Origin of the sequence: Actinocatenispora thailandica (genome assembly GCF_016865425.1) — a bacterium.
Taxonomy (GTDB): Bacteria; Actinomycetota; Actinomycetes; order Mycobacteriales; family Micromonosporaceae; genus Actinocatenispora; species Actinocatenispora thailandica.
Genome location: NZ_AP023355.1, coordinates 4,046,047 through 4,062,417, shown reverse-complemented (window position 1 = coordinate 4,062,417; position 16,371 = coordinate 4,046,047). Strand labels below are relative to the sequence as shown.

Sequence of the window (16,371 nt, the reverse complement as noted above, 5' to 3'; positions counted from 1 at the left end):
GGCCGGTGGGGCGGCGGGCCGGCCGTGGGACGGCGGAACGATGGGGCGGCGGTGGCCCGGTCGCAGTCGCGACCCGACCACCGCCACCGCGGTCGAAGGGTCAGAAGGTGTGTTCCTCGGCCGGGAACGTGCCGGCGGTGACGTCCGCCGCGTACGCCCGCGCCGCGTCGGCCAGCACGTCGTGCAGGTTCGCGTACCGCTTGACGAAGCGCGGCGTGCGCCCCGCCCGCAGCCCGGCCATGTCCTGCCAGACCATGACCTGCGCGTCGCAGTCGGGTCCGGCGCCGATGCCGATCGTCGGGATCGCCAGCTCGTGCGTGATCCGCTTGGCGACCTGCCCCGGCACCATCTCCAACACCACCGCGAAGGCACCGGCCTCGCACACCGCACGGGCGTCCGCGACCACCGCGTCGGCCGCCTCGCCGCGCCCCTGCACCCGGTACCCGCCGAGCAGGTGCTCGGACTGCGGGGTGAAGCCGATGTGTGCCATCACCGGGATGCCGGCGTGGGTGAGCGCCTCGATCTGCGGCTTCATCCGGACGCCGCCCTCCAGCTTGACCGCCTGCGCGCCGCCCTCCTTCATCAGCCGTACCGCCGACTCCAGCGCCTGCGCCGGCGACGCCTCGTAGCTGCCGAACGGCAGGTCGGCCACCACCAGGGTGCGGCTGGTGGACCGGGTCACCGCTTGGACCAGCGGCAACAGCTCCGCCAGGCTCACCCGTACCGTCGTGTCGTAGCCGTAGACGTTGTTCGCGGCGGAGTCTCCGACCAGCAGCACCGGGATGCCGACCTCGTCGAAGATCCGCGCCGAGTACTGGTCGTACGCGGTGAGCATCGGCCACCGCTCGCCGCGCTCCTTGGCCTCGCGCAGGTGCGCGATGCGTACCCGCTTGATGCCGGGCCCGCCGTACAGGCTCGGTGTCCCGTCGGCACTCTTGTCCGTCATGACGTGCGTTCTCCCTTCCTCAAGGCCCATACGGGTCCCTGGGTGCGGAAGCCGCCCGTCGACGGTGTGCCCGCCGACGCTGGCGTGCTCCCGGAGGGATCTTCACATCCGAGTGTCGCATCGCGGCAGACCCCGGTTGACAAATTCACACCGGAATCCGCCCGGTCACGCCTCCCGGTAGCGGTTGGTGATGGGCAGCCGACGGTCCCGGCCGAACGCCTTGGGACTGATCTTCGGGCCGGGCGCGGACTGGCGCCGCTTGTACTCGGCGCGATCGACCAGGGTGATGACCCGGTCGACGACGGCGGCGTCGTGGCCGCCGGCGATCAGGTCGGCCCGGCTCGCGTCCCCGTCGACGTAGCGCGCGAGGATCGCGTCCAGCTCGTCGTACTCGGGCAGCGAGTCGGTGTCGAGCTGGCCGGGGCGCAGCTCCGCCGACGGCGGCTTGCTGATCGAGTTCGCCGGGATCGGCTCGGTCTCGCCGCGCCGCTTCGCGTCCGCGTTGCGCCACCGGGCGAGCTGCCACACCAGCGTCTTCGGGACGTCCTTGAGTGGGTTGAACCCGCCCACCGAGTCGCCGTACAGGGTGGAGTAGCCGACCGCGAGCTCGCTCTTGTTGCCGGTGGTCAGCACCAGGTGACCCTCCTGATTGGACAGTGCCATCAGGATCACCCCGCGCACCCGCGCCTGCAGGTTCTCCACCGCCATCCCGGACAGCTCCAGGTTCGCCAGGAACGTGTCGACCATCGGCGCGATCGGCTGCACCCGGTAGTGCAGCCCGGTGCGCTCGGCGAGGTCGGCGGCATCCGACTTGGAGTGCTCGGAGGAGAACTCGCTGGGCATCGAGACGCCGTGCACGTTCTCGGCGCCGATCGCGTCGCAGGCGATCGCGGCGACCACCGTCGAGTCGATGCCGCCGGACAGCGCGATCACCACCGAGGCGAACCGCTGCTTGACCACGTAGTCGCGCAGCCCGGTGACCAGCGCCGCCCACACCTCCTCCTCGTCGGCGATCCGATCGGCGATCCCGTACGTGGCGCGCGGCGCCGGTGCTGCCGGCAGTTCGGTGGACAGCACCGTGTGCTGGATGGCCATCCCGGCCCCCTCGGCCGGCGGGGTACCGGTGCCGGCCGGCAGGTCCAGGTCCAGCACCATCAGCTCCTCGGCGAACTGGGCGGCGCGGGCCAGCGGGGCGCCGTCCGGGCCGACCACGATCGAGTCGCCGTCGAACACCAGCTCGTCCTGGGCGCCGACCATGTTCACGTACGCCAGCGTCGCGCCGGCCTCCACCGCCCGCCGGGCGCACAGCTCGGCCCGCACGTCGTCCTTGTTCAGCTCGTACGGGGAACCGTTGACGGTGACGACCAACCCCGCGCCGGCGACCCGCGCCGCGGCGACCGGGCCACCCGCCTGCCACAGGTCCTCGCAGATCGTCAGTGCCACGTCGACGCCGCCGATCCGTACCACCTGGAGGGTGTCGCCGGGCACGAAGTAGCGGTCCTCGTCGAACACGCCGTAGTTGGGCAGGTGGTGCTTGAAGTAGCGGGTCACGACCCGGCCGCCGGACAGCAACGCGAGAGCGTTGCGCGGGCCGTGCTGCGGGTCGGCCTCGGCGCTCATCCGGGACGGGCCGTCGGCGTCCAGGTAGCCGACCAGGACGGCGAGGTCGCCGAGCCCGTCGGCGTCGAGGTCGGCGGCGAGCTGGTCCAGCGCGCCGCGGCTGGCCCGCACGAACGACTCCCGGAAGACGAGGTCCTCCACCGGGTAACCGGTGAGCATCATCTCGGGGAACGTGACGAGCTGGGCGCCCGCGTCGGCCGCCCGGCGGGTGGTGTCCCGCACGATCCGCGCGTTCCCGGTCAGGTCACCCACGGTCGGATCCACCTGGGCAAGAGCAAGGCGCAACGTCGGCATGGTCCCATCCTCGCGCACCCGGCCGCCGGCGCCGGCCGGCCCCCGGCCCGCCGCGCCGTGGAGTCCGTCACCCCACGGAGCCGATCCGGCAGCCGTGCCCGCAGCCGGTGCTGCCCGGCCGCGGATGCGGGTCAGAGGGTGTGGCTGGGAGACCAGGACAGCGCGGTCATGGTGGCGGACAGGTCGATCAGCGCGCCGGCGGCGTCCCCGGTCAGCGGGAGGGTACGGATGCCGTCCGGGGTTTCCAGCGCACCCAGCAGCGCGCCCGCCAGGTCCGAGCCGGCCAGCGCCGGCAGCGGCCGGCCGTCGGGGAACCGCAGCGGCGGGTGCGGGTTCTCCGCGGTCACCCGGTCGCGCCGCAGCTCGGTCTGGGTGTTGGTGTAGTCGGTCTGCGCCAGCCCGACCTCCCAGGCCGGCCACACGTCGTCCGGGGTCGGCCAGGCCAGCCGCAGGATCGTCAGGTCGGTACCGGTGGCGGTCGCGGCGGCCCGGACCGCCTGCTCACCGAGCCGCTTGGTCAGCCCGTACGGTTCGGTCGCGTCCGGCTCGTCGTCGATGCCGAGCCGGCGGCTGCCGAGCGCGGCGAACACCGACAGGCTGGACACGAACACCACGTGCCGCGCGTCCGCCTTCGCCGCCGCGAGCACCGTCAGGTACGCCGACTTGACGTGCACGTCGAACGCGGTCGCCGGATCGACCCGGTCGTCCGGCGTGGTCGGCGCCATCGCCATGTGGATCACCGCGTCCATGCCGGCGCAGGCGCGCGCCAGGTCGGTGGGGTCCGTGGCGTCGCCCTGCCGGTACTCGCAGTCGGCCGTCGTCCGGTGCAGGTCGAGAACCCGGACCTGATGACGCTCCGCCAGGCCGGGCAGGACCAGGCGGCCGACGTAGCCCGCCCCACCGATCACCAACAGCCGCATCGTTCCTCCCAAGATGCCCGGATCGGCGCCGGGCGAACGCCGTCACGTTCGGCCTGGCCGCACACCGTGCACCACCAGGACACTGGCACCGACAGCCTGTCACACCCGGTACCCGCCGCTCCGGTACCCCGCGCGCTCCGGCATCCCGCGCGCGCTCCGGGTTCGTGCCCACGCCGTTGCGGTGCAATGGCTCGGCCGGTGGCAAACCACGTGTGCCAGGACGATACGGGTATCGGTGATCATACGGTTACGCTCGGCGACCTCGCGGTCCCGACATGTTGTGAGGTTGCGTGCCGAGTGCCCACCGAGCGGCACGGCGAGGCACACTTCCCACATGGATCGTCAGCAGGAGTTCGTGTTGCGCACCCTGGAGGAGCGCGACATCCGGTTCCTCCGCCTGTGGTTCACCGACGTGCTCGGCACGCTCAAGAGCGTGTCGGTGGCGCCGGCCGAGCTGGAGGCCGCCTTCGAGGAGGGCATCGGGTTCGACGGCTCGGCGATCGAGGGTTTCGCCCGGGTGCACGAGTCGGACATGATCGCCATCCCGGACCCGGGAACCTTCCAGGTGTTCCCGTTCGAGGGTGGCGCGTCCGGCGAGTCGGCCCGGATGTTCTGCGACATCGCGATGCCCGACGGCTCGCCCGCGTGGGCCGACCCCCGGCACGTGCTGCGGCGCACCCTGGCCCGGGCCGCGGAACGCGGGTTCACCTTCTACACCCACCCGGAGATCGAGTTCTTCCTGCTGGAGGACCTGCCGGCGGACGGCAGCGAGCCGCGGCCGGTCGACTCCGGCGGCTACTTCGACAACACCACGCACCCGGTGGCCCGCGACTTCCGCCGGCAGACCGTGCTGGCGCTGGAGCGCATCGGCATCTCCGTGGAGTTCAGCCATCACGAGGTGGCGCCCGGCCAGCAGGAGATCGACCTGCGCTACGCCGACGCGCTGACCACGGCCGACAACGTGATGACGTTCCGGCACGTGGTCAAGGAGGTGGCCCTGTCGCAGGGGGTGCGCGCCACGTTCATGCCGAAGCCGTTCACCCACCAGCCGGGCAGCGGGATGCACACCCACCTGTCGCTGTTCGAGGGTGAGCGCAACGCCTTCCACGACCCGACCGACCCGATGAAGCTGTCGCCGGTGGCGCGCTCGTTCATCGCCGGGCTGCTGCGACACGCCCGGGAGTACACGGCGATCACCAACCAGTGGGTCAACTCGTACAAGCGGTTGTTCCCGGAGCCGATGCCGGACAACATCAACGAGGTCCCGGCGTTCGTGTCCTGGGGGCACCTGAACCGCTCGGCGCTGGTCCGGGTCCCCGCCTACGGGAAGCCGAACTCGGCGCGGGTGGAGATCCGCTCGATGGACACCGCCTGCAACCCCTACCTGGCGTACGCGGTGCTGCTCGCCGCCGGGATGAAGGGCATCGAGGAGAAGTACGACCTGCCGCCCGGCGCCGAGGACGACGTGTGGGGGCTGTCCGACGCGGAGCGCCGCGCGCTCGGCTTCGAACCGCTGCCGCAGGACCTGGCCGAGGCGCTGGACGTGATGGCCGGCAGTGACTTCGTCGCCGAGACGCTCGGCGAGAGCGTCTTCGACTTCTTCCTGAAGAACAAGCGCGCCGAGTGGGAGGCCTACGCCCGCCGGGTCACCCCGTACGAACGCCGCCGCTACCTGAACATCTTCTGACCGTTTGGTCCCCTGGGTGGCCGTGGTACCGGACCCGTTCCGGGCCGGCCCGGGGGAATGTCGGCGGGTGGGGTGCCGGAGGTAGCGGGCGTTCGCTACCGTTTCGGCATGTACCCCGACGGTTCCGCCGGCGACCCGGCGAACGCGCAGCCGCAGTACAACCCGACCGCGCCGATGCCGACACCCGCCCCACCGGCGCTGCCCGGCCACCCGCAGTCCGGTCAGCCTGCCTACCCGCAGTCCGCGCCGCCCGCGTACCCGCAGTCGGCGCCGCCCGCGTACCCGCAGACCCCGGCGTACCCGCAGTCGTCGCCGCCGGCCGTGATGCCGCAGTCCGCGCCGCCCGGCTACCAGCCGGCGGGGTCCCGCAGCCGACCAGCGACCTGGTGCCGGTCACCGACCCGGCCGCGTCGTACGGGAGCGACGGCACCGCGCCGTACGGGTCGGAGCAGACGCTGGTGCAGATCGGCCAGATCACCGTCACCGCGACGACCGTGCACACACCGAACGGGTCGTTCCCGTTGCGCGGCTCGCAGTGGGTGGTCAACGACCACGTGTACACCACCCAGAAGATCGCCACCTGGGCCATCGTGTGTGCCATCGTGGGGTTCTTCTGCCTGACCGTGTTCAGCCTGCTGTTCCTGCTGTTCAAGGAGACCAAGCACAGCGGCTTCATGGAGGTCGCGGTGTCCGGCGCCAACGGCAGCGGGTTCGTCACCCAGGTCCCGATCAACAGCCAGGCCGGCTCCGCGCAGGTGCACCAGCAGGTCAACTACGCCCGCTCGCTCGCGATGCGCTGAGCGCCCGGTAGCGTCCGACGGCCTATTGCGGTGTCGGCGCCTCCGGGGTGTGGGTATTCTGCGCACACACCTGATGAGGGAGTCGGCATGACCGGGACGGTGCGGACGGCGGCGCTGCGGCGCCCGCTGCCGGCTGTCCCGCGGCCGACCGACCGGCGACCTCGCCGGCCGGTCGGCGTGGCCTGAACTCCCACCCCTGGCATCCCGCCCGCGTTGCGGGCCGTGACCGACCGGCGACTCGTTCGTCCCTCGTGGATCCGCCGACGGCGGGCCCACTCCCGGTCACGTTGCCAAGGAGTACCCATCATGAAGATGTCCGGGCTGTTCGGCGCCACGTTGCACACCGCGCCGGGCAGCAGCGAGTCGGCGGGACACCAGCAGCTGTTGCGCGCCGGGATGGTGCGTCAGCTGGCGCAGGGGATCTTCTCCTACCTGCCGCTCGGGTGGCGCAGCATCCGCAAGATCGAACACATCCTGCGCGAGGAGATGGCCGCGGTCGCCGGCCAGGAACTGTCCATGCCGGTCGCCCAGCCGGACGAGCTGTGGCGCACCTCCGGCAGGTACCACAAGGTCGGTGCGGAGCTGGCCCGGTTCGCCGACCGGCGGGGCCGCGGCATGGTGCTCGCGATGACGCACGAGGAGGCCGTCACCGAGCTGGCCCGCTCCGAGATCGACTCGTACCGGGACCTGCCGCGGATGGTGTTCCAGCTGCAGACGAAGTTCCGCGACGACCCGCGGCCGCGGGCCGGGCTGATCCGGGTCCGCGAGTTCGTCATGAAGGACGCGTACAGCCTGGACCGGGACGCCGCGGGGCTGGCCCGCCAGTACGCCAACCAGTACCGCGCGTACTTCCGGGTGTTCGGACGGTGCGGGGTGCCGGTGCTCGCGGTGGCCTCCGACGTCGGCATGATGGGCGGCGAGCTGGCGCACGAGTTCATGTACCCGACGCCGATCGGCGAGGACACGTTGCTGCTCTGCGATTCCTGCGGTTACCGGGCCAACCGGCAGGTCGCCACGTTCGCCAAGCCGACCCCGCCGGACGAGGCGGCGCGGCCGATGCGACGGTTCGCGACCCCGCAGGCGGCGAGTGTCGCGCAGCTTGCCGCGGCTGCCGGGGTGCGCCCGGACCGGATCGCCAAGGCGGTGTTCGTGCAGGCCGATCTCGGTGAGGCGGAGGCGCCGGTGATCGCCGTGGTGCGCGGCGACATGGACCTCAACGAGTCCAAGCTCGCCGCCGCGCTCGGCGCCGCCGGGCTGCGGCCGATGACCGCCGACGAGATCGCCGCGATCGGCGCGGTCGCCGGCTACGGTTCGCCGGTCGGGGTGACCGCCGCCCGGGTGGTGGTCGACGACCTGGTGGCCGCGACGCCGAACCTGCTCGCCGGCGCCAACCTCGACGGGTACCACCTGCGCGACGTCAACGTGGGTCGTGACTTCACGCCGGAGCTGGTGTGCGACATCGTCGCCGCGCGAGCCGGTGACGGCTGCCCGGACTGCGGCGCGGCGCTGCGTACCACCCGCGGCGTGGAGGTCGGGAACATCTTCAAGCTGGGCGACCGGTACTCGGCGGTGTTCGGGGCGACGTTCACCGACGCCGACGGGGCGCGCCGGCCGGTCCAGATGGGCTGCTACGGGATCGGGGTGGGACGGTTGCTGGGCTGCGCCGCGCAGGCGCACCACGACGATCGCGGGCTGACGCTGCCGATCACCATCGCCCCGTACCAGGTGCACCTGTGCCAGCTCGGCGGCGCCGGTAGCGAGGCCGCCGCGGCCGCGCAGGCGCTCTACGAGCGGCTGGGTGCGGCCGGTGTCGAGGTGCTGCACGACGACCGCGGGCAGCGAGCCGGCAGCCAGTTCGCCGACGCGGACCTGATCGGTCTGCCGCTGCGCGCCACCGTCGGTGCCCGGTCGCTGGCCCGCGGCGAGATCGAGCTGCACGACCGGCGGACCGGGGAGTCGTGGCCGGTGCCGGTCGGGGCCGCGGCCGAGACGGTCACCGCCGCGGTGTCGGACCGGTTGTCCCGGGCCAACGCGGTACCGCCGGTGTCGCTGCCGCCGGAGCTGGCCGACCGACCGGTAACCGCCCGTACGGGTGGTGCGGCGGCCGGATCGGCGGCTGCGCGGTAACGCCGCGAAACCGCGGTCGGGTCACCGATCGCGGTTTCGGGCGTTGTATCCGGCAGGCGCGCCGTACCGAGCGCGTCGCCACGAACGGATGCCGGGGGGCTGTGCGCCGTGAACACCGCTGTCATGCAAGCACCGGGTCGGGTACGGCCGCAGTCGCCGTGCGCGCTGAAGGTGGTGGTGTTGGGCGGCGGTCGGGCGGCGGGCCTGGCCCGCGTCGAGGACCGCTTCGTCGACCTCGTGTCCGATGTGGACAGTTCCGGGTCGATGCTGCGGTACGGGCAGTGCGGGTTCTCCGACCGTCTCGCCGTGCACCTGTACGGGATGCCGCCGCAGCAGCGGTACTGGTTCATGTGGGACGCGCTGTCCGCCGGTGCGGTCGCCGCGCTGGTGCTGGCCGACGCGAGCCGGCTCGGCGACTGCTACCCGGCGCTGGACTACGTCGCGGCCCGCGGCCTGCCGCACCTGGTCGCGGTGACCGGCGCCCAGCGGTACCAGCTGGCCGAGGTGCGGCAGGCGCTCGCCGTCGGCGCCGAGGTGCCGGTGCTGCTCACCGAGTCCGACCGGCCCCGCCCGGCCCGCGAGGTGCTGCACGCGCTGGTGCGGTACGCGATCGCCCGCCGCAACTCCACCGCCGCCTGAGCGACCGTTCGGGGGCCTTCGACCGAGCGGGCCGGCGTCCATCCGCCGGTTCGCCCGCGGCGGGTGCGGGCGCACGTTTCCCGTCCCGGCCGGTGGGTACAGGGTGGGGACGTTCGCACCTACCCGAGTGAGGAGCTCGCCAGTGCTCGCGCTGACCGAGAACGCGGTGACCGTCATCCGTACGCTCACCGAGCAGTCCCAGGCGCCGGATTCCTCCGGCCTGCGCATCGCCACCGAGCCGACCGGGCCGGCCGACGCCGACCAGACGCTGCGGCTGCTGATGTCCGAGGCGCCGCAGGAAGGCGACCAGGTGCTCGACGCCGGTGGTGCCCGGCTGTTCCTGGACACCTCGGCCGTCGACTTCCTCGACGACAAGGCGCTGGACGCCTCGGTGGACAGCGACGGCAACGTCAACTTCGAGGTGGCCCTGCAACCCGAGCAGTGATCCGGGCCCGCGGCGCGAAGCGGTCCGCGGTGGGCCGGTTCCGGCGGTACCGGACGGAGCGGTCCTTGCCGACCTCGGCCGGCCGAAAATGTCACACCCAGGTCGTAACGTCGGGGCATGAACCGGACCGAACGTTTGCATGCCCTCGTCGACGCACTCCGCGCGGCGGCTCCCGAGCCGCGCTCCACACGATGGCTCGCCGAGCGTTTCTCGGTGAGCGTGCGCACCATCGAGCGCGACACCGCCGCGCTCGTCGAATCGGGCGTCCCGCTGTTCGTCGTGCCCGGCCCACAGGGCGGGTTCGCGATCGACGACACCGGTGGGCGCGAGCTGCCCCCGGTGGCGCTCACCCCGGACGAGGCGGTCGCCGTCGCGGTCGGCCTCGCCCAGCTGACCGGATCGGCGTTCCACGACACCGCCGATGCGGTGCTGGCCAAGCTGACCGCGCGTTACCCGGGGCTGATCGGAGCGGCGGCCGAGGCGGTTGCCACCGGTGACGGCCTCGACCCGCCGGCCGGCGGCGAGCAGTTCCCGGCCATCCCGGTGGTGCTGCAGCGTGCTCTGGCCACCGAGCGGGTGCTGGAGCTCGACTACACCGACCGCAACGGCCACGGCAGCCGCCGCCTGGTGGAGCCGATCGGGGTGGTCGCCGCGCCCGGCGACGACGGCCCGCGCTGGCTGCTGCTCGCCTGGTGCCGGATGCGGCACGGGGTGCGCGGTTTCCGGATCGACCGGATCCGCCGGGCTCGCCTCGGCACCGAGCGGGTGCCGGCCCGCCGCGCGCTGGCCGAGCTGCACGTTCCCGGCCTGATCCCCACCGAGCCGGACATTCCGGCCCAACGCCGGGCGACCGCGGTGACGTGAGAAGGCAGTCCGGCGGCCGGCGCGAGCGGCGCCGGTCGCCGGCCGCCGGATAGCCTTTCAGGCGTGAGTGATGCACGGACTCTTGTGGTGGAGAACGATCCGACCGACGATGTGCGGCTGCTCGGCGACTGGCTCACCGACGCCGGTCTGCACCTGGAGGTGGTGCGGCCACACGCCGGCGACCTGCTGCCGGACGATCTGTCCGACTATGCCGGCCTGGTGGTGCTCGGTGGCGGTCTGCCGGACACCTCGTGGTACGAACGGGAGCAGTCGCTGCTGCGCACCGCCGGACGGCAGCGGATCCCGACGCTCGCGCTCTGCCTCGGCGCGCAGCTGCTCGCGCTGGCCTTCGGCGGCTACGTCGAGCGGGCCGCGGCCGGCCCGGAGCTCGGGCCGAAGCTCGTCGCCAAGCGCGATGCGGCGGGTACCGACCCGCTGTTCGCCGATGTGCCGCTGATGCCCGACGTCATCGCGTTCCACCACGACGAGATCACCGAGCTGCCGGAGGGGGCCACGCTGCTCGCCGCCTCCCCGTCGTACCCGCACCAGGCCTTCCGGTACGGCGACCGGATGTGGGCACTGCAGTTCCACATCGAGTGCGACCGGGACATGCTGGCCGGCTGGATCGCCGACTCGACGGACGTGGCCGAGGCCGGGCTGGACCGCGAGGCGCTGCTGACGCAGTGTGTGCGGGCGCTACCGGATGTGGCGGAGACCTGGCGACCGTTCGCGCAGCGGTTCGCCGACCTGGTCACCGGGCGCAGCTCGGCGCGTACCTCGTTGCCGCTGCTGGAGGGCTGAGCCCGTGGTCCGCTCGATCGAAGGCAGCACGACGACCCGGGAGCAGCGGTGAGCGCAGACGCCGGCGAGCCGGTCCGGGCCGACGCCGGCGAGCCGGCCGGAGTCGACGCCGGTGAGTTGGCCGGAGCCGACGCCGGGGCGCGAGCGGAGCGATCGGTCGCCGAGCCGCGCCCGACAGATCGGGCGCGGGTCGATCGGCGCGGGGTGGCGGCGCTGAGCCGACTCGGGTTCGCCGAGGCGGATCGGGCGCTGCTGTTGCTCGGCCCGGCGGACGGCGGCCTCGGCTGGTGGCGGGCCGAGCCCGCCGGTCCGGCCGACGAGCGGGCCGCGGAGCTGGTCCGGGCGCTGGCCGGCAGCGCCGACCCGGATCTGGCGCTGCACCAGCTGCACCGGCTCGTCGCGGTCGCGCCGCAGCTGCCGGAGCAGCTGCGCGCCGATCACGCGCTGGCGCGGCGGCTGTTCGCCGTGCTGGGCGCCTCCGCGGCGCTCGGCGATCACCTGGTCGGTTGTCCCGACGACTGGTCGGTGCTGGCCAGCTCCGCCGATCCGGACGACCGGCGCGACGTCGGTGCGCTGCGCGCCGCGCTCGGCCGGGCCGCGGGATCCGGCGGGGCGGCGGCGGTGGAGCAGCTGCGGCTGGCCTACCGGCGGGTGCTGCTGCGGGTGGCGGCGGCCGACCTGACCGGGGTCCGCGGCGTCGACGACGTGATGGGCGAGCTGACCGACCTGGCCGACGCGACGCTGGCCGCCGCGCTGGGGATCGCCCAGGCCGAACGGGACGACGCCGATCAGACCCGGCTGGCGATCGTGGCGATGGGAAAGACCGGTGGCCGGGAGCTCAACTACGTCAGCGACGTGGACGTGCTCTTCGTCGCGGAGCCACCGGCGACCGACGGCCCGACCCCGACGCAGCCGGCCGACTCGGCGGTGGCGCTGCGGGTGGCCACCGCGCTCGCGGTGCGGGTCATCGACGTGTGCCGGCAGGTCGCCTGGCAGCTGGACGCCGGGCTGCGGCCGGAGGGCCGGGACGGTCCGCTGGTGCGCACGGTCGCCAGCTACGACGCGTACTACCGGCGCTGGGCGAAGGGGTGGGAGTTCCAGGCGCTGCTCAAGGCGCGGTACGCGGCGGGTGACGCGCAGCTCGCCGACGAGTGGCTGGCCCGGGTGCATCCGCTGCTGTGGCAGACGGCGGGGGGCACGGAACGGCCGTCCATGGTCACCGAGGTGCGCGCGATGCGCCGTCGGGTCGAGGACCAGCTGTCCACTGTGGATGCCGAGCGGGAGATCAAGCTGGGCCGCGGCGGGCTGCGCGACATCGAGTTCGCGGTGCAGCTGCTGCAACTGGTGCACGGCCGCTCCGACCCCGAGCTGCGGGGCACCAACACGCTGCGGGCGCTCGCCGCGCTGACCGCCGGCGGCTACGTCGGCCGGGCCGACGGCGAGGACCTCGCCGAGGGGTACCGGTTCCTGCGCGCCATCGAGCACCGGCTGCAGTTGCAGCACCTGCGCCGCACCCACCGCATCCCGGACGCCGAGCCCGGCCTGCGCTGGCTGGCCCAGTCGCTGGGATACCGCGGCGAGGCGAAGCGCAGCGCGGTCCAGGGTTTCCTGGCCGACTGGAGCAAGCTGGCGCACAACGTGCGCCGGCTGCACGAGAAGCTGCTGTACCGGCCGCTGCTGGAGGCGGTCGCCCGGGTGCCGACCGATTCGCTGCGGCTCACCTCGGGGGCGGCCGAGTCGCGGTTGGCCGCGCTGGGTTTCGACGATCCGGCCGGCGCGCTGCGGCACATCGGCGCGCTGACCGGGGGCGTGTCACGGTCGGCGGCGATCCAGCGCACCCTGCTGCCGGCGCTGCTGCCCGAGTTCGCCGATGCGCCGGAACCCGACCACGGCCTGCTCGCGTACCGGCAGGTGTCCGAGAAACTCGGCCGCACCCCGTGGTACCTGCGGCTGCTGCGCGACTCGGGCCCGGTGGCGATCCGGCTGGCCCGGTTGCTCGGCGAGAGCCGGTACGTCACCGACCTGCTCACCCGCGATCCGGAGGCGCTGCGGCTGCTCGCCGCCGACGCCGAGCTGGTGCCGCGCGATCCGGCGGTGTTGGCCGAGGCGATGGCGGCCGCGGCGGCCCGGCACGAGCGGCCGGCCGCGGCGGTGGCCGCGCTGCGCGCGCTGCGCCGCCGGGAGCTGTTCCGGATCGCCTGCGCCGACCTGCTCGGGCGGCTCGACGTGGTCGCCGTCGGCGCGGCCCTCACCCAGGTCACCGACGCGGTGCTGGCCGCGGCGCTCGCGGTGGCCCGGCGTGCCGCCGGGGTCCCGGACGAGCTGTCGTTCGCGGTGATCGGGATGGGCCGGTTCGGCGGTGCCGAACTCGGCTTCGGTTCGGACGCCGACGTGCTGTTCGTGTACGACGACGCGCCCGGTGCGGCCGAGCAGGCGCACCAGGTCGCGGAGACGTTGCGGGCGCTGCTCGCGGCCCCGGCGCCGGACCCGCCGCTGCTGATCGACGCGGGCCTGCGGCCGGAGGGCCGGCAGGGTCCGCTGGCGCGCAGCCTGGACGCGTACCGCAACTACTACCGCCGGTGGTCCCGGGTGTGGGAGGCGCAGGCGCTGCTGCGGGCCAGGTTCGTGGCCGGTGATGCCGACCTGGGCGCCCGGTTCACCGCGCTGGTCGATCCGGTCCGCTACCCGGCGCAGGGCCTGCGCCGCGAGCAGGTGGTGGAGATCCTCCGGATCAAGGCGCGGGTGGACGCCGAACGGCTGCCCCGCGGCGCCGACCCGGCCACCCACACCAAGCTGGGGCGGGGCGGGCTCGCCGACGTCGAGTGGACCGTCCAGCTGTTGCAGTTGCGGCACGCGGCGGCCACCCCGGCACTGCGCGTCACCGGTACGCTCGATGCGGTGGCGGCCGCGGTCGACGCCGGCCTGCTGAGCGCCGCCGAGGCGGACGCGCTGGCGCAGGCGTGGCGGCTGGCCGGTTCGGTGCGTAACGCGATGATGCTGGTGCGCGGGCGCGGCTCCGACCAGTTGCCCCGGCACGGGGTCGAGCTGGCCGGCGTGGTGCGCGCGCTCGGGTTCGAGACGGACGATCCGGGTGAGTTCGTCGACGAGTACCTGCGCACCGCCCGGCACGCCCGGCAGGTGGTCGAGGCGCGGATGACGGTCGACGGTACGGGAGGCGCAGCGGGCGGATGACCGACCAGCCGCACCATCCGCCGTCCGGCGCCGACACGGCGGCGACGACCCGCGGCCGCGACGCGGCGGCCCCGGGTGGTTGCGGCCCGTCCGCCGGTCCGGTGGGCGAGGCGCCGGCGGGGGAGCGTGACGAGGACGGGCTGACCGCCACCCAGCCGTTCGAGGCGGTGCCCGACGACGCGGACCGGGCCACCTCGCCGGAGCAGGGTCCCGCCGCGGACCCGCGCCGTCCCGGGGAGGACCCGGAACGCCCCGGGGAGGACCCGCGCCGTCCGGCCGCGGACCCGCACCGGGTGTACGTGGAGACGACCTCGCCGGCCCTGATCCCGCGCATCGGCCGCCGGCGGGACTGGGTCGACCTGGTGGACTTCTGGTTCCCGGAGCGATACCGGGTGCCGATGATCGCCACCACCGCGACGTCGCTCGCGCTGACCGTCGCGTTCCTGTTCCTGCCGCTGGCCGGTACCGACCTCGCCGCCCAGGTGGCGCGCGGCCACTTCTTCTCCGCGCACGGCTGGCACACCATCGATTTCCGCTGGTACGGGGGGATCTACCCGTTCGGTTACAGCGTGCTCGCCGGCCCGCTCAACGCGGCGATCGGGTCCCGCGGCGTCGGTGCCGTCTCCTGCGTACTGGCGTCCGCCGCGTTCGCGTACCTGCTGGCGCGGTTCGGCGTGCGGCGGCCCACCCTCGGCGGCGTACTGGCCGCGATGGTCGGGGTGTTCAACCTGGTCAGCGGCCGGACCACGTTCGCGCTGGGCATCGCGATCGGGATGGCGGCGCTGGTCGCGGTGTCCCTGCCCGGCCGGGTACCGCGCTCGCTGCGGCTGGTGTTGGGCGGCGTGCTCGCCGTGCTGTCGGTGGCCGGCAGCCCGCTTGCCGGCCTGTTCGTCGGGTTGGCCGGTGGTGCGCTGCTGCTGGCTGGCCTGCGGCAGCCGCCGGCGCCGTCGCCCCCGGCCGGCTGGCTCACGCGGGTGCGCCGGCACCTGGGCGGTGGCTGGCGGGAGGGGCTGGTGCTGTGCGTCGGGGCGCTGGTCGGGCTGGTGCCGAGCATGCTGTTCCCGGACGGCGGGGTGCAGCCGTTCAACGGCGACTCGATGAAGGTGTTCCTGGCCGGCGGGGTGGTCACGTTCTTCCTGATCCCGCCGCGCTACCGGGCGCTGCGGATCGGTGCGGTGCTGCTGGTGGCGATGGTGCTGTTCGCCTACCTGGTGCCGAGTCCGATCGGGTCGAACATCACCCGGCTGCCGATGCTGTACGCGACGCCGGTGATCGTCGCGGTCGGTACCGTCGACCGGCGGCTGCTGGCCGGCGCGGTGGTGGCGCTGACCTGGTGGCAGCCGCCGCTGGTGACCGGTGACCTCGGCAGCGCCGGCAACCGTGCCGCGCAGTCGGCGTTCTACCAGCCGCTGATCGCGGAGCTGGACCGGCGCAAGCCGATCGGCCGGGTGGAGGTCGTCCCGCTGTACGACCACTGGGAGTCGACGTACGTGGCGGAGGCGGTGCCGCTGGCCCGGGGCTGGGAGCGCCAGGTCGACGTGCACCGCAATCCGCTCTTCTACCGCGACACCGTCGCGCCGGGGGACTACCTGGACTGGCTGTACCGGAATGCGGTCGGCTACGTGGCCGTACCGCAGGCCACCAAGCTGGACAAGTACGGTCGCCAGGAGGCGGACCTGATCGCCGCCGGGCTGCCGTACCTGAAGCGGGTCTGGTCCAACTCCGACTGGAAGCTCTACCAGGTGCGCAACGCCCAGCAACTGGTGTCCGGCGTCGGTGTGCTGGTCGATTCCACCCCGACCGGGCTGGTGTTCGACACGACCGGGTCCGGCCGGCTGCTGGTGCGGGTGCGGTGGAGCCGCTGGCTGACGCTGTCCGGCCCGGATGCCTGTTTCGGCCCGACCCGGGACGGTTGGGTGGAGGTCACGGTGAACCGGCCCGGCCGGTACCGGATCTCCAGTGGCTTCGCGCTGCGGCAGGCCCACCGCTGCTGAAGATTAATGCCGTCGTAGGGTCAGGGAAGGTAATTTAGCTCC

General features: G+C 73.5%; 12 protein-coding genes. 9 read left to right on the top strand and 3 right to left on the bottom strand.

Annotation, left to right across the window (positions count from 1 at the left end; translation table 11 throughout):
- Positions 1-100 precede the first annotated feature (100 nt).
- From panB to Athai_RS18095, 3 genes are all read right to left on the bottom strand, one after another.
- Positions 101-946: a 3-methyl-2-oxobutanoate hydroxymethyltransferase gene (gene panB / locus Athai_RS18105; RefSeq protein ID WP_203962570.1), complete on the bottom strand. Its 846-nt coding sequence runs from the start codon at positions 944-946 to the stop codon at positions 101-103.
- A 165-nt stretch (positions 947-1,111) separates the two neighbouring features.
- The gene (locus tag Athai_RS18100) at positions 1,112-2,860 is read right to left on the bottom strand and encodes an NAD+ synthase (protein ID WP_203962569.1); all 1,749 of its coding nucleotides are present in this window, start codon (positions 2,858-2,860) and stop codon (positions 1,112-1,114) included.
- Positions 2,861-2,991: 131 nt separating this feature from the next.
- Complete coding sequence (locus Athai_RS18095) at positions 2,992-3,780, bottom strand: NAD-dependent epimerase/dehydratase family protein (RefSeq protein ID WP_203962568.1); 789 nt, start codon at positions 3,778-3,780, stop codon at positions 2,992-2,994.
- A gap of 334 nt (positions 3,781-4,114) precedes the next feature.
- Between Athai_RS18095 and Athai_RS18090 the strand changes: the two genes are divergently transcribed.
- The 9 genes from Athai_RS18090 (at position 4,115) to Athai_RS18050 (ending at position 16,329) form a co-directional block, all read left to right on the top strand.
- A complete protein-coding gene (locus Athai_RS18090) occupies positions 4,115-5,467 on the top strand; it encodes a glutamine synthetase family protein (RefSeq protein WP_203962567.1) in 1,353 nt (450 codons plus the stop codon).
- A 386-nt stretch (positions 5,468-5,853) separates the two neighbouring features.
- Complete coding sequence (locus Athai_RS18085) at positions 5,854-6,267, top strand: hypothetical protein (RefSeq protein ID WP_203962566.1); 414 nt, start codon at positions 5,854-5,856, stop codon at positions 6,265-6,267.
- Between the two features lie 312 nt (positions 6,268-6,579).
- Positions 6,580-8,394: a proline--tRNA ligase gene (locus tag Athai_RS18080; protein WP_203965895.1), complete on the top strand. Its 1,815-nt coding sequence runs from the start codon at positions 6,580-6,582 to the stop codon at positions 8,392-8,394.
- A 123-nt stretch (positions 8,395-8,517) separates the two neighbouring features.
- Positions 8,518-9,033: an ATP/GTP-binding protein gene (locus Athai_RS18075; protein WP_203962565.1), complete on the top strand. Its 516-nt coding sequence runs from the start codon at positions 8,518-8,520 to the stop codon at positions 9,031-9,033.
- A gap of 142 nt (positions 9,034-9,175) precedes the next feature.
- The gene (locus tag Athai_RS18070; protein WP_203962564.1) at positions 9,176-9,478 is read left to right on the top strand and encodes an adhesin; all 303 of its coding nucleotides are present in this window, start codon (positions 9,176-9,178) and stop codon (positions 9,476-9,478) included.
- A 117-nt stretch (positions 9,479-9,595) separates the two neighbouring features.
- Positions 9,596-10,342 carry a helix-turn-helix transcriptional regulator gene (locus Athai_RS18065; RefSeq protein WP_203962563.1) on the top strand — a complete coding sequence of 249 codons (747 nt, stop codon included), beginning with the start codon at positions 9,596-9,598 and terminating at the stop codon, positions 10,340-10,342.
- A gap of 63 nt (positions 10,343-10,405) precedes the next feature.
- Positions 10,406-11,143 (top strand): type 1 glutamine amidotransferase, encoded by a 738-nt coding sequence (locus Athai_RS18060; protein WP_239157021.1) that lies wholly within the window; start codon positions 10,406-10,408, stop codon positions 11,141-11,143.
- Between the two features lie 204 nt (positions 11,144-11,347).
- Positions 11,348-14,335, top strand: a complete 2,988-nt coding sequence (locus tag Athai_RS18055; protein ID WP_203965892.1) for a bifunctional [glutamine synthetase] adenylyltransferase/[glutamine synthetase]-adenylyl-L-tyrosine phosphorylase — start codon at positions 11,348-11,350, stop codon at positions 14,333-14,335.
- Complete coding sequence (locus tag Athai_RS18050; protein WP_203962562.1) at positions 14,332-16,329, top strand: hypothetical protein; 1,998 nt, start codon at positions 14,332-14,334, stop codon at positions 16,327-16,329. Before Athai_RS18055 ends, Athai_RS18050 begins: the two co-directional genes overlap by 4 nt.
- Positions 16,330-16,371: the final 42 nt, after the last annotated feature.